The organism is Streptomyces sp. NBC_01166 (assembly GCF_045039765.1).
Taxonomy (GTDB): Bacteria; Actinomycetota; Actinomycetes; order Streptomycetales; family Streptomycetaceae; genus Streptomyces.
The window spans coordinates 5,816,316-5,838,141 of record NZ_CP108613.1 but is presented as its reverse complement, the minus strand read 5'-3'; the positions used below and the strand labels follow the sequence as shown (position 1 = coordinate 5,838,141).

Here is a 21,826-nt window from a genome sequence, read left to right as displayed (position 1 = left end):
CGCGGATATGCGTTGAGGAGCACATGGGGAACAACGGGAGTGCCGGGTCGCCGGGAAAGGGGCCTGGTCACGGCATCAGCAGGCGCTCGCTGCTGATCGGTGGCGGTGCCGCGGCGGCGGCCACGGCCGCCGTGGCCGTGGACGAGGTCCGGCGCGTCTGGTGGCGGGTGCCCGGCGTGGAGAAGCCCCGCGAGGCCGGCGAGCTGGACTACGCACCGGCGACCTGGGTCGCGGCCTCCGACGGGAACTGGCGGCGGGCCGACCGCCCCGACGACTACGGCGTGGACCGAGTGATCATCCATGTCACCCAGGGCAGCTACGAGAGCGCGGTCAAGGTCTTCCAGGACCCGGCGCACCAGGCGGCCACGCATTACATCGTCGGGCAGAACGGCCGCGTGACCCAGATGATCCGGGAGCTCGACGTGGCGTACCACGCGGGCAACCGCTCGTTCAACGAACGCAGTATCGGCATCGAGCACGAGGGCTTCGTCGACCGCCCGCAGGACTTCACCACGAAGATGTACGAGTCCTCCGCGCGGCTGACGGCCGCGATATGCAAGCGGTACGGGATCCCGGTGGACCGGGAGCACATCATCGGGCACGTCGAGGTGCCCGGCACGGATCACACCGACCCCGGACCGCACTGGGACTGGACCCGCTACATGAAGCTGGTGCGAGCGGCGTCCACGGCGGGAACCAAGAGTCCACGGGCTAGCTGAGTCCTGCCGTCCTGGCCCGCTCGACGGCAGGACCGATCGCCCGTGCGAGCTCCTCCACGTCCTGTCCGGTCGTGGTGTGGCCGAGCGAGAAGCGCAGCGTGCCGCGTGCCAGCGCGGGGTCGGTGCCGGTGGCCAGCAGCACGTGGCTCGGCTGGGCGATGCCGGCGGTGCACGCCGAGCCCGTGGAGCATTCGATGCCCTGGGCGTCGAGCAGCAGCAGCAGGGAGTCGCCCTCGCAGCCGGGGAAGGTGAAGTGGGCGTTGGCGGGCAGTCGCCCGCCGGGGGCCGGGTCGCCGCCGAGGAGGGCGTCGGGGACGGCCTTCAGCACGGCGGCGGCCAGCTCGTCGCGGAGTGCGCCGATCTCACGGGCGAAGCCCTCGCGTCCGTCGGCGGCGTGCCGCCCGGCCACGGCGAACGCGGCCACGGCGGGGACGTCGAGGGTGCCGGAGCGCACATGCCTCTCCTGGCCGCCGCCGTGCAGGACGGGCACGGGGGCCTGGTCGCGGCCGAGCAGCAGCGCCCCGATGCCGAAGGGGCCGCCGATCTTGTGCGCGCTGACCGTCATGGCGGCGAGCCCGGAGGCGGCGAAGTCGACCTCCAGCTGCCCGAACGCCTGCACCGCGTCGGAGTGCATGGGGACGCCGAACTCGCGGGCCACCTCGGCGAGTTCATGTATCGGCATGATCGTGCCGATTTCGTTGTTGGCCCACATCACGGTGACCAGGGCGACGTCGTCGGGGTCGCGTACGAGCGCCTCGCGCAGCGCGTCCGGGTGCACACGTCCGTACGCGTCGACCGGGAGGTATTCGACGGTGGCGCCCTCGTGCTCGGCGAGCCAGTCCACCGCGTCGAGGACGGCGTGGTGCTCCACGGGGCTGGCGAGGACCCGGGTGCGCCGGGGGTCGGCGTCGCGGCGGGCCCAGTAGAGGCCCTTCACCGCGAGGTTGTCGGCCTCGGTGCCGCCGGAGGTCAGGACGACCTCGCTGGGGCGTGCCCCGAGGGTGTCGGCGAGGGTTTCTCTGGACTCCTCGACGGTACGGCGGGCCCGGCGCCCGGCAGCATGCAAGGAGGACGCGTTGCCGGTGACGGCGAGCTGCGCGGACATCGCCGCGATCGCCTCCGGAAGCATCGGCGTGGTCGCGGCGTGGTCGAGGTAAGCCATGGTGCTGACGATTCTACGAGCCCGGGCCACGGCGCGTGCCGGGCGCATCGCGCCATGGGCCGCGCGCGCCCGGCAGGGGGCCGGTGCGAACCCCCGGGAGGGCCCGGCCCGAGGGCCTCCCGTCGTGCGACGTGCTCAGACGGCGGTCCAGCGCTGGGAAGCCCTTCCCGAGCACTGGCTCGCCACGACTCCCCCGTTCCCCAGGCCGAGGCAGCCCCCGGTGGCGACGCTCACAAGGGTGCTTCCCGCCCCCACGCGCCATCGACGCGTTTCGGCCTCGTTGCACGAGAGCAGCAGGACCCCTCCGGCCCCCGCGGTCAGACATGTCCTGCCCGACTCGTGGACAATCTGGAAGGACCCGTCGGAGATGGTCCTGAGGGTCCAGGAGGAACCCGGCCCTCCACAGTTGCCGACGGTCGGATAGCCGCTGTACGGGGCCACGAGACACTTGCCGTTCTCGCCGTTGCGATAGTGGTGGGTCCCGGAGGGTGCGGTGCCCCCGGAACCGGCACCGCCGGAGGCACTGGACCCGCCGGAACCACCGGAGCCGCCCGATGCTCCGGACCCACCGGAGCCGCCGGACGCATCCGACCCGCCGGAGCCGTCCTGGGAACCGCCGCCCGCGTCTCCGGCTCCCGGGGCGGGGGAGGAACCTCCGTCCGCTGCCTCGTCTCCTCCCTTGCCTCCCTCTTCCTTCTTCTCCTTGCTCTTCGGCGACTTCTCCGGTGACGCCGAGCCGGACGGGCTCGCTCCCGAGGCCGAGGCGCCGGGCACCGCCGGGGCGGTGGCGGGGACGGACGGCCCGGCGGCCTTGTGGTCGTCCGGCTCGGAGACGAAGGGGAGGAGCTGGACGGCGAGTGTCGCCCCGCCCACCGTCAGGACGACGGGGAGGACGGCGAAGAAGACCCGGGTCCGCCGCGGACGGTCGCGGAACTTCTTACGTGGCTTCCGCCCGAGGTTCCGCGTCTCCAAGGACACGGGCGGCGGCAGTTCGATCTCCTGGACGTTCGCCGCGAAGGCGGCCTTCTCGGCGAGGTTCCCGCTGATCGACTCCGGCCACAGCGGAGCCGTGTACGGCCCGTGCTCCGTGGCACGCCGCACCAGCTCGGATGCGGTGGGCCGGGCCTCGGGATCCTTGGCGAGACAGGCCGCGACGACGTCGGCGAGCCCGGGGTCCAGCTCCCGCACCGCCTCCAGGTCGGGCTCCTCGTGCACGATGCGGTACAGCACGGCGGGGCCGGACTCCTCGCCGAAGGGCGGGCTGCCACTGGCCGCGTACGCGATGACCGAACCCAGCGCGAACACATCCGCGGCGCCGGTCAGGTCCCGCTTCGTCGTGGCCTGTTCTGGAGCCATGTACGCCGGGGTGCCGACGACCATGCCGCTTCTGGTGAGCTGGCTCTGCTCGGTGGCGCGGGCCACGCCGAAGTCGATGACCGTGGCGCCCCCGACCGTCAGCATGACGTTGGACGGCTTGAGGTCGCGGTGCACCATGCCCAGCTCGTGCACCGGCACCAGCCCGGCGGCCGCCTCGCGCAGCAGGAGCCACAGGGTGCCGGCGGGCAGCGGACCCTTGTGCAGCCTGACGACGTCGCTCAGCGTGAGGCCGGGGACGTACGCGGTCGCCAGCCACGGGGGCCGGGCGTCGCGGTCACTGGCGATCAGGGGCGCGGTGGCCTCCGCGGGCAGCTCGGCGAGATTGTCCAGCTCGTGCCCGAAGCGGCGGACGAAGTCCTGGTCCTCGCCGGCGATCGAGGGCAGCACCTGCTTGACGGCGACGTACCGGCCCTCGTGGACACCGAGATAAACGCGCCCCATTCCGCCGGAGCCGAGCCGGCCCGCGAGCGGAATCCCACCGATCTGCACCGGATCATCCGCTTCCAGCGGTTTGGCTCCGCTGCCCGTCAGGTCCAACACGCCCACACCGTCTCCCCGTGACACGCCTTTTCCGGTTCCAGGGGAAGTCTGACCAGTGGATACTGGAAGAGGAGCATCTTCTAGAAAATTGCTCTAGAAATTCACCGCGGAAGAGCCCGCCTCGAGCATCACAGGGACGACACTCGATGAGCCCCAAACAGCAGCGCGGCGAAGTCACTTCCGAGCTGCTCCTGGATGCCGCCCTGCGCGTGTTCGTCGCGTCGGGCGAGGAGGGGCTCACAGTCACCGCCGTCGTCCAGGACAGCGGCGTCAGCCTGGGCAGCCTATACCACCACTTCGGCAGCTTCGACGGCCTCATAGCCACTCTCGGACACCGCTGGCTGGACCGGCTGCTGGGCGAACTGGCCGAGGGCTTGCGGGACTCGGAGACCGCGCGCGAGGGCATCGCGGCCGCCGTGCGGGCCTACCTGGACTTCGTCCAGGAGCACCACGGCCCCGCGCTTCTCCTGCACTCCCCTCTCGCGGACCGCAAGAGCATGACGCGGGGCAGGGAATTCCGCGACGCCCAGGAGGCCAGGGTCTCGGAAGTGGGCCTCTGGATCCGGCTCCACACCGATTCGGGGGAGCTCGCCCCGCTCCCCGCGCCACTGATCGAGTCCCTCGTCATGGGGCCTGTCGTCGCCGTCGCCCGCCGGTGGCTGTCAGGCATCGGCGACGTCGACCTCGACGAGGCGGCACGCCTCCTGCCGGAGCAAATCTGGCGATCGGTTCGCGCGTAGCCCTTCGGGGCGGCGGCGCGGAGGGTCAGCCGGCGAGGCTCCAGGAGACGGTGCCGTTGGCCGTGACCAGGACGGCCAGGACGACCAGGTCGGCGATGCCCAGGGCCAGCCCGAGCAGCGCGCGGCCCCGGCGGGCGGTGGAGCGGGCGAGAGCGACGATCGCCATGACGATGGCGACGGGCCCGAGCAGGATGTTCATCACGAGGAGGCCCAGCAGCCCGAGCACGAACGAGGCGACGGCGAGCCCGTCACCCTCCCGGGTGCCGGAACGCACCTCGGCCGAAGAGGACTCGCCGGAACGCACTTCGGCCGAAGAGGACTCACCGGAACGCGCCCCGTCGGAACGGGAGTCGCGCGGAGCGGTGTGTGCGGTGATGAGTGTCATGGTGCGGCTCCTTCGTCAGCGGGTGCGGCGGGCGAGGCGTTCACGGACACCGAAGACCGCCAGCCAGAGTCCGATCACGGCAGCGGCGGCCAGGGCCGCGGGGAGCGGGAGGTGCGCGACCGCTCCGAGGACAACCCCCAGCAGGAGCAGGGCGGCGACGAGGACGAACATGTCCGGGCCTTTCTGCGAGCTTTGAGAGTACGACTGTGCACTGACTTGTAAGTCTAGACCCTGGATCACTTCCGAAACTCGGAGAACGGTTGTTTACTGAATGGCATGAGTCACACCGTCGGCATCCGCCAGGCCCAGAAGCTGAAGACCCGCCAGGCGCTGCTCGACGCGGCACTCGGACTGCTGGAGCACCAGAGCCTGAGCAGCCTGGGCCTGCGTGAGGTGACGAGGGCCGTGGGCGTGACCCCGACCGCCTTCTACCGCCACTTCGACGGCACGGCGGCACTCGGCGTCGCCCTCGTCGAGGAGACCCTGGGCAGCCTGCACGGCATGATCGCCGCGATCCTGGCCGACACGGGGGACAGCGAGGAGCGGCTCGACCGCAGCGTCGGGCTGATAGCGCGTCATGTCGCGGCGCAGCCCGCTCACTTCCGTTTCATCGCCCGCGAGCAGCACGGCGGTGTCGGGGAGGTCCGCGGGGCCATCGCCGCCCAGCTGCGCGGCTTCGCCGAGGAGGTCGCCCAAGTCCTCGGCGAGGAGCCGGAGTCGGCGGGCTGGGACCGGGAGGACCTCCTGATGCTGGGCGGGCTGTACGTCGACCACATGGTGCTGACCGCGTCGGCGCTGCTGGACGCCGGTCCGGAGGGCGAGGAGGAGGTCGTCCGGGTGGCGCGGCGCCGGCTGCGCCTGGTCACGGTGGGCCGGGCCCACTGGCTGGACAAGCCGTAGGGTCGGTTCCATGAACGACTGGACGCTGGACCGGACCTTCATCAGTTCCGCGGGCGAGGTCCGCTGGGCCGCGCTGGGACCCGAGCAGGCTCCGCCCGTGGTCCTGGTGCACGGCACGCCCTTCTCCTCGTACGTCTGGCGGGGTATCGCCCGGGGGCTGGCGCAGGACCACCGTGTGTACGTGTGGGACCTGCCGGGTTACGGCGCCTCCGCGCAGTACGACGGCCAGGACGTGTCGCTCCGCTCCCAGGCCTGGGTGCTCGCCGAGCTCATCGAGCACTGGGGGCTCGACGAACCGGCCGTGACCGCCCATGACTTCGGGGGCTGCGTCGCCCTGCGGGCCCATCTCCTGCACGGCTCCCGCTACCGGCGTCTGGCCCTCGTCGACCCGGTGGCCCTGGCCCCGTGGGGCTCACCCGCCTACCGGCTGCTCGGGGGACGGTCCGAGGTCTTCGGCGAGCTGCCGCCCGGACTGCACCGGGCGCTGGTGACGGAGTACGTCGGGTCGGCCAGCCACCGGGGACTGCATCCGGCGGTGCTGGAGAGCCTCGTCGGCCCCTGGTGCACGGAGGCCGGACAGCCCGCGTTCTACCGCCAGATCGCCCAGAACGACCAGCGGTTCACCGATGAGATCCAGCACCGTTACGGCGAGCTGGAGCTGCCCGTGCTGGTGTGCTGGGGCACGGAGGACACCTGGATCCCGGTCGCCCGCGGCCATGAGCTGGCCGGGATGATCCCGGGTGCCGGGGTGCGGCTGATCGAGGGGGCCGGACATCTGGTCCAGGAGGACGCGCCCGCCGAGCTCACCGCGGCCCTCACCCGTTTTCTGCGTACAGCTCCGTGACCGCGGCCGCGGCCTCGGCGAGCAGGCGGCGCACCTGAGGAGGCGACAGCACCTCCAGGTTCGGACCGAAGGAGAGCAGGGAGCGCGCCCACCCGAGTTCGGGCACCGCGAGCTCGGCCAGCAGCCACTCCCCCGCCGACGCCTGCTCCGGCACCGGCCGGCCGGTCAGCACCCCCGCGCACAGGCGTACGAAGAGATCCAGCCGGGAGCGGTGCACGCGCACTTGGAGCCGTACGTCCCCGGGCCGCTCCTCGACCTGCCGGCGCAGCTCCTCCCAGACGTCGGCGGGCTCGACGCCCTCCCTGCGCACCACGGGCTCCTCGGTGAGGGCCGCCCGCTGCACCCGGTCCGCGCGGAAGAGCCGGGGCGCGCCGTCCAGGTCGGCGGTCAGGTACCAGACGCCCGCCTTCACCACGAGGCCGTACGGGTCGACGGTGTAGACGCGGAAGGTGTCCGTGCCGCTGTGCCGGTAGTGGAGCAGCAGCCTCCGGTCGGCGAAGACCGCGTCGTGCAGCTCACCCACGTCGACGGCGGCCTGTGGACCGCTCATCCAGCGGACCGGGTCCACCAGGATGCGGCGGCTGGTCTGTTCGGCGGCGGGCCGGTGCGGGGCCGGGAGCGCGGCCATCACCTTGCGCAGCGCGGAGCCGAGCGCGGCGTCGAGCCCGAGCGCGGTGTGGGCGCCCTGCGCTGCGAGGACGAACAGGGCGCGCGCCTCGTCGGCGGTGAGCCCGGTGACATCGGTCCGGAAGCCGGGCAGCAGCGCGATCCCCCCGTTGCGCCCCCGCTCCGCGTACACGGGCACGCCGGAGGCCGAGAGCGCCTCGACGTCCCGGTAGATGGTGCGTACCGAGACTTCGAGGCGCTCGGCCAGCTCACCGGCGGGGACCAGACCGCGGGTCTGGAGGAGCAGCAGGATGGAGAGGAGCCGGTCGGACTTCACCGGACCATTCTGGCGGGCCTCAGCCGCGGGGCGCGCGGGCCAGCTGGCGGGACTGGGCGACGAGACGGCCGGCGCTGTCCCAGACGTCCGCGTCCTCCTCCAGGAAACCGCCCGCGAGGTTGCGGGTGGTGATGGAGACGCGCAGCGGCCCGGGGGCCGGACGGCAGCGGATGTGGGTGGTGAGCTCGATGGTGGGCGTCCAGCCCTTGAGCCCCAGCTCGAACGAGGTCGGCGGCAGCGCGTCCACGGTGAGCAGCAGCGAGAGCGGGTCCGCGTCGCGGCCGTCGGCGAGCGCGAACCAGCCCCGCATCTCGCCTTTGCCCGACGGCGCGCCGACGGCCCAGCCGACCGTCGCCGGGTCGAGCTTGATGTCCAGCCGTTCGGTGATGGCGGAGCTGCCGGGGATCGGCGCCGTCCCGTCGCTCGTGCCGAAGCACTGGTCGAGGGGCGCGATGGCCGGCGGCTCGGCCGACGTGCGGACCTCGTCGGTGAGACCGTCCAGGTCGCCGTAGGTGGCCAGCACCCGGATGCGCTCGATCTCCGTGCCGTCCTCCGCGAACTGGAAGAGGGAGGCCTCGCCGGTGGAGAGCGTGCGGCCGGTGCGGACGACCTGGGTGCGGATCACGGCCGGCCCGGGGACGGAGGCCGTGAGGTAGTGCGCGGAGACCGAGAAGGGGTCGGAGTGCGGGAGCGCCTCACCGAGCGCGCGGCCGAGCATGGCGAGCAGGTAGCCGCCGTTGACCGCGTGGATGATCGTCCACCCCGCGGAGAGCTCCGCGTCGTAGACGCCTTCCTCCCGGAGCGTGACGGTGGTGTCGCGGTCGAACTCGCTGTCACCGATGGTCGCCTGTACCGCGCGCGACTCCTGCGCTGCTGCCTGTGCCATGGCATGCACGGTACACCGATCACATTACTGAGCGGTAGCTTTTTGTTTACCGTCACATGACGGCAGGCTTCTCCTCCGCCGTGGCCGACCGCCGGTTGTAGGCACGCGGGGCCCGCCAGTGGAAGCGCAGGGCCAGGAGCCGCAGGAGGAACGCCGTGATCGCGGCGGTGCCGCTGGTGTAGTCGTTGAGGGCGTCGAAGCGGATGCAGAGGACCACCATGACGGCGCCCACGATCGCGGGCACGGCGTACAGGTCCCGGTCCCAGCGCAGCAGCGACGGCACCTCGTTGGCCAGGACGTCGCGCAGCACCCCGCCGCCCACCGCGGTGGCCAGCCCGAGGGCGGCGGACGAGGTGAGGCCGAGACCGTACTCGTACGCCTTGACCGTGCCGGCCACGCAGAAGAGCCCCAGTCCGGCGGCGTCGAAGACGTTGACGCCGACCTGGATCCGCTCCACGTGCGGGTGCAGGAAGAACACCAGCGCGGCCGCGAACAGCGGGGTCACGAAGTAGCCGAGATCCGTGAAGGCCGCCGGAGGGAGCGCGCCGATCATCACATCACGGAAGATCCCTCCGCCCAGCGCTGTCACCTCGGCGAGGACCGCGATGCCGAAGACATCGAAGTTCTTGCGTACGGCGAGCAGGGCGCCCGAGATCGCGAAGACGAAGATTCCGACGATGTCGAGCGAATGCTGGACGGAGGGGGTGAAGAGTTCGTTGAGCACCGGGCAATTGTGCCGGTACTACTCCTTCGCCTTGTCCTCCGCACCCGTGGACGGCGCGGAGGAGTCCTTGCCGTCCCCCTCCGGGTCGGGCTCGGCGGACTTCTCCGGCCCTTCCGGGGCTGCGGACCCGGGGGCTTCCTCCGGCTCGTCCGCCGCCTCGGGGGCGGTCGCCGCCTCAGGGGCGGTCGCCGCCTCAGGGGCGGTCGCCGCCTCGGGGGCCGCCGCCTTCTCCGTCACGGCGGCGGGCTCCGCGGCGCCCGCCGACTTCACCGTGATGACGTCCGCGACGAGCGGCGCGTCACCCGGGACCTGGTCCTCGCCGTTCTCCGGGTGGTGGCACGCCACCTGGTGCCCGGTCTTCAGCTGGAGCAGCGGCGGCTCCGTGGTCTTGCAGACCTGCGTCGCCTTCCAGCACCGGGTGTGGAAGCGGCAGCCGGTCGGCGGCGAGATCGGCGACGGCACGTCGCCCTTGAGCAGGATGCGATCGCTCTTGGCGCCGCGCCTGCGCGGGTCCGGCACCGGCACCGCGGACATCAGCGCCTTGGTGTACGGGTGCATCGGCGCCTCGTACAGCGAGGTGCGGTCCGCGAGCTCGACGATCTTGCCGAGGTACATGACCGCGATCCGGTCCGACACATGGCGGATGACCGAAAGGTCGTGCGCGATGATCATGTACGTGAGCCCGAGCTCCTCCTGGAGGTCGTCCAGCAGGTTCACCACCTGCGCCTGGATCGACACGTCCAGCGCCGAGACCGGCTCGTCGGCGACGACCAGCTTCGGCTTCAGTGCGAGCGCCCGCGCGATGCCGATGCGCTGGCGCTGACCGCCGGAGAACTCGTGCGGGTAGCGGTTGTAGTGCTCGGGGTTGAGCCCCACCAGCTCCAGCAGCCGCTGGACCTCCGCCTTCACACCGCCCTCGGGGTTGACGCCCTGGAGCCGGAAGGGGGTGCCGACGATCCCGCCGACCGTGTGGCGCGGGTTCAGCGAGCCGTACGGGTCCTGGAAGATCATCTGGATGTCGCGGCGCATCGGCCGGAGCCGGCCCGCGGACATGTGGGTGATGTCCCGGCCCTGGAACTCGACCTTGCCGCCGGTCGGTTCCAGCAGGCGGGTCACGAGCCGGCCCATGGTCGACTTCCCGCAGCCCGACTCACCGACCACGCCCAGGGTCTCCCCGGGACGCACGTCGAAGGTGAGCCCGTCCACGGCCTGGACCGCGCCGACCTTGCGCTTCAGCACGCCCTTGGTGATCGGGAAGTGCTTGACCAGGCCGTCGACCTTGAGGAGCGGCTCGGACCCGGACCCGTCCGACCCGGCCGCGGCAGACGCGGGAGTCTTCTTGTTCAGATCAGTCACAGCTTCGGCGCAATCTCTTCGGTCCAGATCCGGTCGCGCTGCTCACGCGACATGTGGCACGCGGAGTAGTGCCCGTCGCTGACCTGCTGCAGCTCCGGACGCTCGGTGCGGGTGATGTTGTCCGGCGGGACGTCGGCGTACGGGCAGCGCGGGTGGAAGGCGCAGCCCGACGGGACGTTGATGAGGCTGGGCGGCGAGCCCTTGACCGGGATGAGCCGCTCGGTCTGCTCCCGGTCGATACGCGGCATCGAGCCGAGCAGACCCCAGGTGTAGGGGTGCTGGGGCTCGTAGAACACCTTCTCGGCCGTGCCGCGCTCGATGCAGCGTCCCGCGTACATCACGAGCAGGTGGTCCGCGATCTCGGCGACGACACCGAGGTCGTGCGTGATCATGACGACCGCGGAGCCGAACTCCTTCTGCAGATCACGGATGAGGTCGAGGATCTGCGCCTGGACCGTGACGTCGAGGGCGGTCGTCGGCTCGTCGGCGATGAGCAGCTGCGGGTTGTTGACCAGAGCCATCGCGATCATGGCGCGCTGACGCATGCCGCCGGAGAACTGGTGCGGGTAGTCCTCGTACCGGCGGTGCGGTTCGGGGATCCCGACGCGGTCGAGCATCTCGATCGCGCGCTTCTTCGCGGTCTTCTTGTCGACCTTGTTGTGGACCCGGTGGGCCTCCACGATCTGCGCGCCGATGCTGTAGTACGGGTGCAGGGCGGACAGCGGGTCCTGGAAGATCATGGCCATCTTCTGGCCGCGCAGCTTGCGTACGCGCTCGGGGCCGGCGCCGATGAGCTCCTCGCCGTCGAGCCAGATCTCGCCGTTGATCCGGGCGCGCTCCGAGGTGTGCAGGCCCATGATCCCCAGCGAGGTCACGGACTTGCCCGAACCGGACTCGCCGACGATGCCGAGGGTCTGGCCGGCCTTCAGGTCGAAGCTGACGCCGTCGACGGACTTGACCAGGCCGTCGTCGGTGTCGAAGTGGACGCTGAGGTTGCGTACGGACAGGAACTCGTGGCCGTCGCCGGACCGCGGGGCGGGAACGGTGTCCGCCGCCGGGGAGTCCGTCTTGCTTACCTCGCTCATGAGAGCCTCACCCGGGGGTCGATCGCGGCGTACACGAGGTCCACCAGCAGGTTGCAGATGACGATGAAGAAGGCGGCGACCAGGGTCACGCCCATCACCTTGGGCAGGTCGGCGGTGGTCACGCCCTGGATGGCGAAGGCACCCAGCCCCTGGAAGGAGAAGACGCGTTCGGTGATGACGGCGCCGCCGAGCAGCAGCGCGAAGTCCATACCGAAGATCGTGACGAGCGGGGTCAGCGCGGAGCGCAGCCCGTGCTTGACGACCACCTTGCGTTCCTTGAGGCCCTTGGCGCGCGCGGTTCTGATGTAGTCCTCGCCCATCGTCTCCAGCATCCCGGCCCGGGTGAGCCGGGCGTAGAGCGCGGAGTACAGGAGGGCGAGCGTGCACCAGGGCAGGACCAGGCTGCCCGCCCACTCGACCGGATTCTCCGCGAAGGGGACGTACTCCCCGTTGCCGAAGAGCGCCAGCACGACGAGGCCGGTGAAGAACATCGGCAGCGAGACGCCGGCGAGCGCGACGCCCATGGAGAGGCGGTCGAAGACCGAGCCCCGCTTCAGCGCGGAGAGGACACCGATCGCGACACCGGAGACGACCCAGATGACCGCGGCACCGACGGCCAGCGACAGGGTGACCGGGATGCGGTCGACGAGCTGCGGCCAGATCTCGGTGTGGGTCTTGAAGGAGTACCCGAAGCACGGGGCGTTGCAGGTGACCGGGTCGGGGCCGAACTGGTAGTCGGCACCGACGACGATGCCCTTGATGAACTCCCAGTACTGGATGTAGAGGGGCTGGTCGAGCCCCAGGTTCTTCTTGACCGCGGCGATGACGTCCGGGTCGGGGCTCTTCCCGACGTACTGGGCGGCCATCGAGTCGAGGGTCTGCCCGCCGAGGCGGGGCACCAGGAAGAAGATCGCGAACGTGACTGCGCTGACCACCAGCAGCAGCAACACCGCGGCGAATACGCGTCGGATGATGTACGCAGCCACAGCCGTGCGGCGCCGGGCGGGCGGACGGGTGACGCCCGCCGGCCCGGCGCCTTCACCTGCCTTTCAAGGGATGCTGTTGATGAACAGGTGTTACTTGGTCGAGGTCATCAGCACGTAGTCGTACATGCCGAGGTACGCGTCGGTGACCGTGACGTTCGCCGCGGAGTCCGGGCGGTAGAGCAGGTTCTTGCGGTAGATGAGGGGAACGACCGAGGCGTTCTCCATGACCTTCTGGTCGACCTCGCCCCAGGCGGCGTTGCGCGCCGTGGTGTCGACGGTGCCGATGCCCTTGACGAGGGCCTCGTTGACACCCTTGTCGTCGAGCTCCATCAGGTTCGTGCCACCGGACGGCTTGATGGCCGATCCGTTCACGATCTGGTCCAGGAAACCGAAGCCGGTCGGCCAGTCGGCGCCCCACTGCATCATCATCATGCCCGCGTTGTTCTTGTGGACCCACTCGGGGACACCCGCGAAGTCGGTGAAGTACTTGTCCGACGGGAACTGCTTGATCTCGGCGGTGATGCCGATCGCCTTCAGGCTGCCCTGGAGCTGCGTGGCGGCGGTGATCTCGTCAGGACGGTCCGAACGCGCCGTCAGCGTGGTCTTGAAGCCCTTGGCCTGACCGCACTTGGCCAGGTGCTCCTTGGCCTTCGCGATGTCGCCCTTGTTGCCCTCGGTCGGGTACAGGTCGAACTTCTTGTAGCCCGCGACGGTCGGCGGAATGACCGTGGTGGCCGGGTCACCCTTGACCGAGCCACCGATCGAGTCGATCAGGCTCTGCTTGTCGACGGCGTACTGGACGGCCTTGCGGCACTCCACGTTGTCGAACGGCTTCACGTTCACGTTCAGCGCCATGTACTGCAGGACGCCGGCGTACGGGTTGTCCGTCTTCGCCTTCTCGGAGGCCTTGACCAGGACCTTGGGCTGGGTCTTGGACTGCAGACCCGTGCCAGCGACGTCCGCGGTGGTCACGTCGTTGAGGAGGTGGTCGTCGACCGTGGTGGGGTTGACGTTGAGCTTCAGCTGGATCTTGTCCGGCAGCGCCTTGCGGATCGGGTCCGTCTTCGGGTCCCACTCCGGGTTGCGGACCAGCGTCGCGCCCTTGCTCTCGTCGTACGCCGAGAACTTGTACGGACCGGAGGAGACCATCTTCTGGACGTAGCTGGCACCCGTGTCGGCCTTCTGCGGGACCGGGGCGGTCTGCGAGAAGGCGGCGAGGTAGTCCATGTCCGCGAAGGGCTTGCTCAGCTTGAAGACGATCGTGTAGTCGTCCGGGGTCTCGATGGACTTGAGGCCCTCGGCCGACTTGTCCTTGTACGGACCCTTGTACTTGTCGCCGCCCTCGAGGTAGGCCTTGAAGTACGTCGGGCCGTTGGACAGGGCCTCCGGCGCGAAGTTGGAGCGCTCGACGGCGTACTTGACGTCCTTCGAGGTGATCTCGGTGCCGTCCTCGAACTTCACGCCCTTGCGGATCGTGTACGTCCAGGTCTTGGCGTCCGCGCTGGCCTTGCCGAGGCTGGTGGCCAGGTCGGGAACGACCTTCAGGCTCTCCTTGCCGGCGGCGGGCTTGAAGGTCACCAGGGAACGGGCGTACAGGCGGGAGAAGTTCTGGACCCAGCCGTAGTACGTGTTGCCCGGGTCCAGGGAGTCCGGGCCACTGGAGTGCTCGTAGGTGACCGTCCCCCCCTTCTTGTCCGTCGGGTTGACGATGCTGGTCAGACCGGCGTCGGCCTTGGCGTTGCCCCCACCGCCGTTGCTGTCACCGCCCGAATCGCTGCCACTGCAGGCCGATGCGCCGAGCGACACCGCTACGGCCATGGCTATGGCCGCTGCTGTCTTTCTGTTCTGCATGCTGAGGAAAGCCCCCTCGCTAGTCCGGTGCGGCACTGCCGCGATTACTTGCCACGAGGGTCGAGTGCGTCACGCAGCCCGTCCCCCAGCAGATTGAAGGCCAGCACGGTGATGAAGATCGCCATGCCGGGGATGACCATGAACATCGGGTCCACCTCGTAGAGGTCGACCGCCTGCGTGAGCATGCCGCCCCATGACGCCTGCGGCGGCGCGATACCCACGCCGAGGAAGGACAGGGAGGCCTCGAAGAGGATGTTCGTGGGGATCAGCAGCGTCGCGTACACGAGGATCGGCGCGATGAGGTTCGGCAGCAGCTCGCGGAAGAGGATGAACGGGCCGCGGGCGCCCAGCGACCTGGCGGCCTCGACGAACTCCCGCTCACGCAGCGAGAGCGTCTGCGCACGGACGATGCGGCCGATGTAGGGCCAGCTGAAGAACCCGATCACGAAGATCAGGACCGCGATCCGCAGCGTGAGCCCTTCCATCCCGAAGGCGTTGCCCTGCAGGGAGGCGGAGATGGAGATCGCGAAGAGGAGCAGCGGGAAGGCGAGGAAGGTGTCCATCAGCCGGCTGATGAAGCTGTCCACCCAGCCCCCGTAGAAACCGGCCACGACGCCCATGACGACGCCGATGACGACCGAGAGCAGCGTGGAGCCGACGGCGACCACGAGGGAGACCCAGGAGCCTTCGAGGATGCGCGCCAGGATGTCGCGTCCGGTCTGCGGTTCGACTCCGAGGGGGTGGTCCCAGCTGATTCCGCCCAGGGAGCCCTTGGGCGCCAGCATGACGGGGTCGACCAGGCTCTGGTTGAAGGCGTTGGGGTCGAGCCCGAGGAGCGACTGGAGCGGCTTGGACAGGACCGCGGTGAGGATCAGCAGCACGACAACGATGCCACCGGCCATGGCGCCCTTGTCCCGCTTGAAGCGCGTCCAGGCGATGCGGCCGAGCGAGCGGCCCTCGATCTCCTTGCGCCCGGCGCCTTCCAGCACCGTTTCGGGCCGCGCATCCGCCCCGGTGGTCTCGATCGGTGCCGTCATTGCGCTGGAGACCCCTCTCGGCCGACGGTGGCCGGCCTGTGACCGCCGCTGTAGCGGCTCTAACAAAACATGACAGATGCGATCACACATGCCCGAACTGACCCTGTTTGAAAGAGGGGTTCGTCGGGCATGGAGCACCTGCTGTGTGGAGTCTTCAACCACTTTGCGATCACCCGCCAGACCTGACGGGGAATGTTTGCTCAAACGTGATGCTGCCAAGAGGCTTCCGTTATGCGGACAGCTGTGCTTGCTGAGCGGGCCCCCGGGGAACCAATCCACCACTAAGGGGCATGTCACCCAACCACGTTGTTCAGGTGACTATTTGACCGTGCGTCGAGGCGACGAGCCCGACGCCCTCTCAGTACGCGTGCGGTGCCGGGCCGGCGGCGGGCGGGTAGCCGTAACCCTGGACCGCGGGTGCCGGGGCGTGTGCCTCGCGGTCGTAGAACGGGCGTGAGTTGGCTTTCAGCCACATCGCGACGGGGTCGTACTCGTCGGACAGTGAGACCGTCGAGACGGGCAGCCCGTCGGGGACCACGCCGATGGACTGCTGCATCATCGCGCGGACCGCGTCGACGGACGGCCGGCCGGTGTCGTAGAGGTCGAGCCCGATCGCGAGGTACGGGGCGCCGAGCGCGGGCTGCACCCAGGCGCGGCGCAGCGCGCGGACGGCGGAGGTGCGGTGGGCGTTCTGCGACAGCAGGGCGTAGAACTGCGGGAGCTCGATGGTGGGTTCGGTGAGCCGCAGCGGCCCCGCGGGCATCCGGTCGAGGCCGGTGGCGATGCGGCGCAGGTCCAGCCAGGGAATGCCGACGCCGCCGCCGGGGGCGTGCGGGTTGAGCCAGATGCCCCAGCGGTCGGGGAAGAGGGAGCGGGCGATGTCGCGGCCCGTGATCACCTCGTGGGCCCTGGTCCAGCCGCTGGCGGAGAGCTCCTGGGCGGAGGTCACGCAGGGGGCGTAACCCTGCCCTTCGACCTCCATGTTGCCGTACTGGGCGTCGGGGGAGCCCGCCGTGCCGTGCCAGAGGAGCATCCAGACCTGGCCGTCCGCAAGGGAGTGCAACAGCGACTCGTACGCGTCGAGGCGCCCCGGGGTCACTTGGCGAAGCATGTGCTCGACCAGCCCGGCCGCCGCGGTGCCTGACGCACTCACCCTGGGTCCCGCCCCTCTTCGTTCCGCTGTTCCCGCATGCCGCACGGTGCTGTGGTGCCACTCCCGGGCACACGGGGCGGCCTCGTCATCCAACCAGCTTATGCGCCGCCCCTGACACCGGCTTGACGCCACGTGGCAACGGGGGCTCCGTCTCTCAGTACGCGTCGCGCCGGTAGAACGGACGTACCTTCTCCAGCATCCAGTCGCCGACCGGGTCCTGCGCCACGTCGAGCAGCAGGAGATTGACCGGCCAGGGCACCTGGACCCGGCCGAGCGCGCGGCCCAGGGCGTCCAGCGGGGCGCTCTGACCGGCGGCGTCCCACACGGCGGACTCGACGCCGACGAAGAGGACGGGGCTGTCGCCCTCGATGCTGGCCAGCACCCGGCGCGCGGTGTTCACCACGGCGGTCTCCTGGAATTCGGCGGAGACCGCGGCGAGGAAGTCGACCGGGTCCTCCTTCCAGTCCGGCTCGTACAGCCGCACCCGGCCGCCGCTCGCGGGGCCGTCCAGCGGGGTCCGCCCGGCCCGGCAGAGCTCGGCGACGGCGGGGGGCGGCAGGGGCACCCCGACGGCACCGCCGGGGTTGACCGCTATACCGAGCTGCGGGGGCAGTCCACGGGCGAACTCGCGTGCGGGCGCCACGGTGAAGGAGAGATGGGTGCCGACGCACTGGAGGAACTGCGCCTCGGAGCTGAAGACGGGGACGTAGGCGCCGCCGTCGATGTCGACCGTCGGCAGGTCGAGGCCGATGCTGTCGGGCCCCCCGCCGTTCGGCAGGGGGACCCAGACCTGGCTGCGGCCGAGCACCTCGACCAGCCGTCCGCCCGCGCCGGGCACGCCGAGGGAGGCGCTGAGAACTTCTTCGAGCTCGTTGGCCGGCCATCCCTGTGACGGATGCGACGGCGCCTGGGCCTGAGCCGGAATGTCCACGGTGTCTGTGTCCCTTTCTCGCCGTGCGGTGCGGCTGAAACTCTAGACCGGGTCGGGCCGGGAGGGCAGAGCCGCAGGCGGAAGCGGCGCCCCTGTCCACCGCACCGTCCAGATTCCGGACAGCGTGCCGGGGGTCCGCGAACTGTGCGTATGCGAACGGTGACGCGCCGGGCGGTCTAATCCTGCGGGAGCCGCGCCTCCGGGAACGAGATCCGGTCGATGCCCGCCGCGGTCTCACGGTCGAGCAGCACCGCCGAGGCGCATCCCGGAGGCAGCAGGCCGGTCTCCGTGTCGCGCAGCAACCGGCCCACCGCGCGCCGGTGCCGGGCGAACGCGTATCCGGAGACCCCGCGCCCGCGCTCCCGCTGCCCCTGCCTGGCCACCCGGGGGGTGACGTCGAGCAGGACGAGATGGAGGCCGCTGCCCCGGCGCCGGGCCTCACGCGCCAGCCAGCGCCGCACCCACGCCTGCGTACCGCAGTCGTGCACGACGACGGGTCCGCCCGACCGCAGGCGCCGCCAGAGCCCGGCGTAGTGCGCGGCGCGCACCAGGGGGCGGTAGAGGGCGTACGGGAGTAAACCGGGCAGGGCCGCCGCCCAGCGGTCCCTGGTGTCCTGGGAGTCGACCGCGTGCTCCTTCGCCGCCCGCCGGATCAGCGTCGACTTCCCGCTGCCGGGCAGCCCCGAGACCACGACCACGTCACCCGCCGCGAAGTCCAGGCCGCTCGGTCCCCGGCCACCCCCGCCCCGCAGATCACGCACCACCGGAGCGTGTCCGCCCGTCAGCTCCCGGGCGGGTGCGCCCGGCTGCTGGGGCATCGCACCGCGTGCCGCCCCCGCGGTTGTCGCGTAGCGCTGCAACGTCATCGCCTTCCCCCTGCCGAGTCACCCACCGACCTGCCCAAGAAGTGTAAAGAAAAGGTAATGCGGCACAACCGCTTCCGCCCGTACGTGTCGGTGCCGGCACCCGTCCGGGTCTGGACGCCCCACTCTCCCGCAATGCGTGCGATGATGACCCCGCCAACTGCATACAGGCCGTTTGAATCCGCGCGGGAGAGTCCCGGTCACCGTGTGCGCCGGGCGCCGAAGGAGCAAGTTCCTCCCTTGAATCTCTCAGGCCCCGTACCGCGTGGATGAGGCAGATCTGAAAAGCGGGCCGCTCTGCGGCTCCACCCAAGGTGCAAGCCGACGCTGACGGGGCCGACCCCGTCGGGACCCTTTCAGGGGCTTTCGGCGAACCTCTCAGGTTCCGATGACAGATGGGGAGGGAACCACCCCCTGTCGTCATGCCCTGGAGCCATGTCCATGAGCACTGCCCCGAGCACCGCCCCCCGTCTCACCGCCCTCGATGCCCTGCATCGGTCCCTGGGCGCGACCATGACCGACTTCGCCGGCTGGGACATGCCGCTGCGGTACGCCAGCGAGCGTGACGAGCACAACGCCGTACGCGAGCGGGCCGGCCTGTTCGACCTGTCGCACATGGGCGAGATCACCGTCACCGGTCCGCAGGCGGCGGCCTTCCTGAGCTACGCGCTGGTCGGCAACATCGCCACCGTGGGCGTGGGCCGGGCCCGCTACACGATGATCGTCGCGGAGGACGGCGGGATCCTGGACGACCTGATCGTCTACCGCCTGGGCGAGACGGAGTACATGGTGGTCGCCAACGCGGGCAACGCCCAGCTCGTCCTGGACACCCTCACCGAGCGCGCCGGGGACTTCGACACCGAGGTGCGGGACGACCGCGACGCCTACGCGCTGATCGCCGTCCAGGGACCCGACTCCCCCGCCGTACTGAAGTCGGTCACGGACGCCGACCTGGACGGACTGAAGTACTACGCCGGACTCCCCGGAACGGTCGCCGGCGTCCCCGCGCTCATCGCCCGTACCGGCTACACCGGCGAGGACGGCTTCGAGCTCTTCGTGGCCCCCGCCCATGCCGAGCAGCTCTGGAAGGCGCTGACCGAGGCCGGTGCGCCGTACGGTCTGATCCCCTGCGGGCTCTCCTGCCGCGACACGCTCCGCCTGGAGGCGGGCATGCCGCTGTACGGGCACGAGCTGACCACCGCGCTGACGCCCTTCGACGCGGGCCTGGGCAGGGTCGTGAAGTTCGAGAAGGAGGGCGACTTCGTCGGCCGCGAGGCGCTGACCGCCGCGGCGGCCCGTGCGGAGAGCGCCCCGCCCCGCAAGCTCGTCGGCCTGGTCGCCGAGGGCCGCCGGGTGCCGCGCGCCGGTTACCCCGTCGTGGCCGGCGGGCAGGTCGTGGGCGAGGTCACCTCCGGTGCGCCGTCGCCCACCCTGGGCAAGCCGATCGCCATGGCCTACGTGGACGCGGCGCACGCCGCGCCCGGCACCGAGGGTGTCGGGGTCGACATCCGGGGCAAGCACGAGCCGTACGAGGTCGTGGCGCTGCCGTTCTACAAGCGCCGTAAGTGACACCTGGCCCCCGCACGTGACGCAGTCGTGTCTCACACCGTAAGACCACCGTTCATCAGCACTCCCCCGCGTACAGGAGAATTCAGGTCATGAGCAACCCCCAGCAGCTGCGGTACAGCAAGGAGCACGAGTGGCTGTCGGCCCTCGAGGACGGCGTGGCCGCGGTCGGTATCACCGAATTCGCGGCCAACGCGCTCGGTGACGTCGTCTACGCCCAGCTCCCGGAGGTCGGTGACACGGTGACCGCGGGCGAGACCTGCGGTGAGCTGGAGTCGACCAAGTCGGTCAGCGACCTGTACTCGCCGGTGACCGGCGAGGTGACCGCGGCCAACCAGGACGTCGTGGACGACCCGTCGCTGGTGAACTCCGCCCCCTTCGAGGGCGGCTGGCTGTTCAAGGTGCGCGTCGCGGAGGAGCCGAAGGACCTTCTCTCCGCCGACGAGTACACCGCGTTCTCCGGCAACTGAGACCTTAGGGACCCACTGATGTCGCTTCTCAACTCCTCCCTCCACGAGCTGGACCCGGACGTCGCCGCCGCCGTCGACGCCGAGCTCCACCGTCAGCAGTCCACCCTCGAGATGATCGCCTCGGAGAACTTCGCTCCGGTCGCGGTCATGGAGGCGCAGGGCTCCGTCCTCACCAACAAGTACGCCGAGGGCTACCCCGGCCGCCGCTACTACGGTGGCTGCGAGCACGTCGACGTGGTCGAGCAGATCGCGATCGACCGCATCAAGGCGCTCTTCGGCGCCGAGGCCGCGAACGTCCAGCCGCACTCCGGTGCGCAGGCCAACGCCGCCGCGATGTTCGCGCTGCTGAAGCCGGGCGACACGATCATGGGTCTGAACCTGGCCCACGGCGGTCACCTGACCCACGGCATGAAGATCAACTTCTCCGGCAAGCTCTACAACGTGGTCCCGTACCACGTCGACGACACCGGCGTCGTGGACATGGCCGAGGTCGAGCGCCTCGCCAAGGAGTCGAAGCCGAAGCTCATCGTGGCCGGCTGGTCCGCCTACCCGCGCCAGCTGGACTTCGCCGCCTTCCGCCGCATCGCGGACGAGGTCGGCGCGTACCTGATGGTCGACATGGCGCACTTCGCGGGCCTGGTCGCCGCGGGTCTGCACCCCAACCCGGTGCCGCACGCCCACGTCGTCACGACCACCACGCACAAGACCCTCGGCGGTCCGCGCGGTGGCGTCATCCTGTCGACCCAGGAGCTCGCCAAGAAGATCAACTCGGCGGTCTTCCCCGGTCAGCAGGGCGGCCCGCTGGAGCACGTGATCGCGGCCAAGGCGGTCTCGTTCAAGGTCGCGGCGACCGACGAGTTCAAGGAGCGCCAGCAGCGCACCCTGGACGGCGCCCGCATCCTCGCCGAGCGCCTGGTGCAGCCGGACGTCACCGAGGTCGGCGTCTCCGTCCTCTCCGGCGGTACGGACGTCCACCTGGTCCTGGTCGACCTGCGCAACTCCGAGCTGGACGGCCAGCAGGCCGAGGACCGGCTCCACGAGCTGGGCATCACGGTCAACCGGAACGCCATCCCGAACGACCCGCGGCCCCCGATGGTCACCTCGGGTCTGCGGATCGGCACGCCCGCCCTGGCCACCCGTGGCTTCCAGGCGGAGGACTTCGCCGAGGTCGCCGAGATCATCGCGGCCGCCCTGAAGCCCACGTACGACGCCGACGACCTCAAGGCCCGTGTGATCGCGCTGGCCGAGAAGTTCCCGCTGTACCCCGGCATCAAGTAGTCACCCGCGATTTGCACGCAGGGTGGGGGC

22 protein-coding genes and 1 riboswitch are annotated in these 21,826 nt (G+C 70.4%); of the genes, 7 read left to right on the top strand and 15 right to left on the bottom strand.

The window, feature by feature from the left end:
• The first annotated feature begins 23 nt into the window (after positions 1 to 23).
• The gene (locus tag OG379_RS27005; protein WP_405665598.1) at positions 24 to 719 is read left to right on the top strand and encodes an N-acetylmuramoyl-L-alanine amidase; all 696 of its coding nucleotides are present in this window, start codon (positions 24 to 26) and stop codon (positions 717 to 719) included.
• On the opposite strand, the gene OG379_RS27000 is transcribed toward OG379_RS27005, so the two are convergent.
• Together OG379_RS27000 and OG379_RS26995 are read right to left on the bottom strand one after the other, a co-directional pair.
• The gene (locus OG379_RS27000) at positions 712 to 1,881 is read right to left on the bottom strand and encodes a cysteine desulfurase family protein (protein WP_405665596.1); all 1,170 of its coding nucleotides are present in this window, start codon (positions 1,879 to 1,881) and stop codon (positions 712 to 714) included. The genes OG379_RS27005 and OG379_RS27000 overlap by 8 nt on opposite strands.
• 135 nt (positions 1,882 to 2,016) lie before the next feature.
• Positions 2,017 to 3,798, bottom strand: coding sequence for a protein kinase domain-containing protein (locus OG379_RS26995; RefSeq protein ID WP_405668659.1), 1,782 nt, complete (start codon positions 3,796 to 3,798; stop codon positions 2,017 to 2,019).
• Positions 3,799 to 3,944: 146 nt separating this feature from the next.
• On the opposite strand from OG379_RS26995, the gene OG379_RS26990 reads away from it, so the two are divergent.
• On the top strand, positions 3,945 to 4,538 hold the full coding sequence (locus tag OG379_RS26990; protein ID WP_405665595.1) for a TetR/AcrR family transcriptional regulator: 594 nt from the start codon (positions 3,945 to 3,947) through the stop codon (positions 4,536 to 4,538).
• Between the two features lie 25 nt (positions 4,539 to 4,563).
• On the opposite strand, the gene OG379_RS26985 is transcribed toward OG379_RS26990, so the two are convergent.
• Positions 4,564 to 4,923: a DUF4190 domain-containing protein gene (locus OG379_RS26985; RefSeq protein WP_405665593.1), complete on the bottom strand. Its 360-nt coding sequence runs from the start codon at positions 4,921 to 4,923 to the stop codon at positions 4,564 to 4,566.
• 15 nt (positions 4,924 to 4,938) lie between these two features.
• Positions 4,939 to 5,094, bottom strand: a complete 156-nt coding sequence (locus OG379_RS26980) for a hypothetical protein (protein ID WP_187355833.1) — start codon at positions 5,092 to 5,094, stop codon at positions 4,939 to 4,941.
• 105 nt (positions 5,095 to 5,199) lie between these two features.
• Here OG379_RS26980 and OG379_RS26975 point away from each other — a divergent pair, with 105 nt between their 5' ends.
• Both OG379_RS26975 and OG379_RS26970 read left to right on the top strand, forming a co-directional pair.
• Entirely contained in the window at positions 5,200 to 5,823 is a 624-nt protein-coding gene (locus OG379_RS26975) for a TetR family transcriptional regulator (RefSeq protein ID WP_405665591.1), read from the top strand.
• Between the two features lie 10 nt (positions 5,824 to 5,833).
• The gene (locus OG379_RS26970) at positions 5,834 to 6,667 is read left to right on the top strand and encodes an alpha/beta fold hydrolase (protein WP_405665590.1); all 834 of its coding nucleotides are present in this window, start codon (positions 5,834 to 5,836) and stop codon (positions 6,665 to 6,667) included.
• On the opposite strand, the gene OG379_RS26965 is transcribed toward OG379_RS26970, so the two are convergent.
• From OG379_RS26965 to OG379_RS26915, 11 genes are all read right to left on the bottom strand, one after another.
• Entirely contained in the window at positions 6,639 to 7,610 is a 972-nt protein-coding gene (locus OG379_RS26965; protein WP_405665588.1) for a helix-turn-helix transcriptional regulator, read from the bottom strand. The two genes, OG379_RS26970 and OG379_RS26965, sit on opposite strands and share 29 nt — an antisense overlap.
• Positions 7,611 to 7,629: 19 nt before the next feature.
• Positions 7,630 to 8,496: a thioesterase family protein gene (locus OG379_RS26960; protein ID WP_401619312.1), complete on the bottom strand. Its 867-nt coding sequence runs from the start codon at positions 8,494 to 8,496 to the stop codon at positions 7,630 to 7,632.
• Positions 8,497 to 8,548: 52 nt separating this feature from the next.
• Positions 8,549 to 9,220, bottom strand: coding sequence for a trimeric intracellular cation channel family protein (locus tag OG379_RS26955; protein WP_393761068.1), 672 nt, complete (start codon positions 9,218 to 9,220; stop codon positions 8,549 to 8,551).
• 18 nt (positions 9,221 to 9,238) lie between these two features.
• Positions 9,239 to 10,576, bottom strand: a complete 1,338-nt coding sequence (locus OG379_RS26950) for an ABC transporter ATP-binding protein (protein WP_405665587.1) — start codon at positions 10,574 to 10,576, stop codon at positions 9,239 to 9,241.
• Positions 10,573 to 11,661 carry an ABC transporter ATP-binding protein gene (locus tag OG379_RS26945; protein WP_393761064.1) on the bottom strand — a complete coding sequence of 363 codons (1,089 nt, stop codon included), beginning with the start codon at positions 11,659 to 11,661 and terminating at the stop codon, positions 10,573 to 10,575. The genes OG379_RS26950 and OG379_RS26945 overlap by 4 nt, the downstream gene beginning before the upstream one ends.
• On the bottom strand, positions 11,658 to 12,647 hold the full coding sequence (locus OG379_RS26940; protein WP_393761062.1) for an ABC transporter permease: 990 nt from the start codon (positions 12,645 to 12,647) through the stop codon (positions 11,658 to 11,660). The genes OG379_RS26945 and OG379_RS26940 overlap by 4 nt, the downstream gene beginning before the upstream one ends.
• A 90-nt stretch (positions 12,648 to 12,737) precedes the next feature.
• The gene (locus OG379_RS26935) at positions 12,738 to 14,498 is read right to left on the bottom strand and encodes an ABC transporter substrate-binding protein (protein ID WP_393761060.1); all 1,761 of its coding nucleotides are present in this window, start codon (positions 14,496 to 14,498) and stop codon (positions 12,738 to 12,740) included.
• Positions 14,499 to 14,542: 44 nt separating this feature from the next.
• Complete coding sequence (locus OG379_RS26930; protein WP_356711427.1) at positions 14,543 to 15,535, bottom strand: ABC transporter permease; 993 nt, start codon at positions 15,533 to 15,535, stop codon at positions 14,543 to 14,545.
• Positions 15,536 to 15,893: 358 nt separating this feature from the next.
• Positions 15,894 to 16,688, bottom strand: coding sequence for an enhanced serine sensitivity protein SseB C-terminal domain-containing protein (locus tag OG379_RS26925; RefSeq protein WP_405665586.1), 795 nt, complete (start codon positions 16,686 to 16,688; stop codon positions 15,894 to 15,896).
• A gap of 154 nt (positions 16,689 to 16,842) precedes the next feature.
• A complete protein-coding gene (locus OG379_RS26920) occupies positions 16,843 to 17,619 on the bottom strand; it encodes an enhanced serine sensitivity protein SseB (protein WP_393761055.1) in 777 nt (258 codons plus the stop codon).
• 176 nt (positions 17,620 to 17,795) lie between these two features.
• Positions 17,796 to 18,485: an AAA family ATPase gene (locus OG379_RS26915; RefSeq protein WP_405665585.1), complete on the bottom strand. Its 690-nt coding sequence runs from the start codon at positions 18,483 to 18,485 to the stop codon at positions 17,796 to 17,798.
• A 173-nt stretch (positions 18,486 to 18,658) separates the two neighbouring features.
• Positions 18,659 to 18,756: riboswitch (glycine riboswitch) on the top strand.
• 167 nt (positions 18,757 to 18,923) lie between these two features.
• Here OG379_RS26915 and gcvT point away from each other — a divergent pair.
• The 3 genes from gcvT to glyA all read left to right on the top strand — a co-directional run bounded on the left by gcvT (position 18,924) and on the right by glyA (position 21,796).
• A complete protein-coding gene (gene gcvT / locus OG379_RS26910) occupies positions 18,924 to 20,051 on the top strand; it encodes a glycine cleavage system aminomethyltransferase GcvT (RefSeq protein WP_393761051.1) in 1,128 nt (375 codons plus the stop codon).
• Positions 20,052 to 20,140: 89 nt separating this feature from the next.
• Positions 20,141 to 20,518, top strand: coding sequence for a glycine cleavage system protein GcvH (gene gcvH, locus OG379_RS26905; protein WP_103760283.1), 378 nt, complete (start codon positions 20,141 to 20,143; stop codon positions 20,516 to 20,518).
• Positions 20,519 to 20,536: 18 nt separating this feature from the next.
• Complete coding sequence (gene glyA, locus OG379_RS26900; protein ID WP_393761049.1) at positions 20,537 to 21,796, top strand: serine hydroxymethyltransferase; 1,260 nt, start codon at positions 20,537 to 20,539, stop codon at positions 21,794 to 21,796.
• Positions 21,797 to 21,826: the final 30 nt, after the last annotated feature.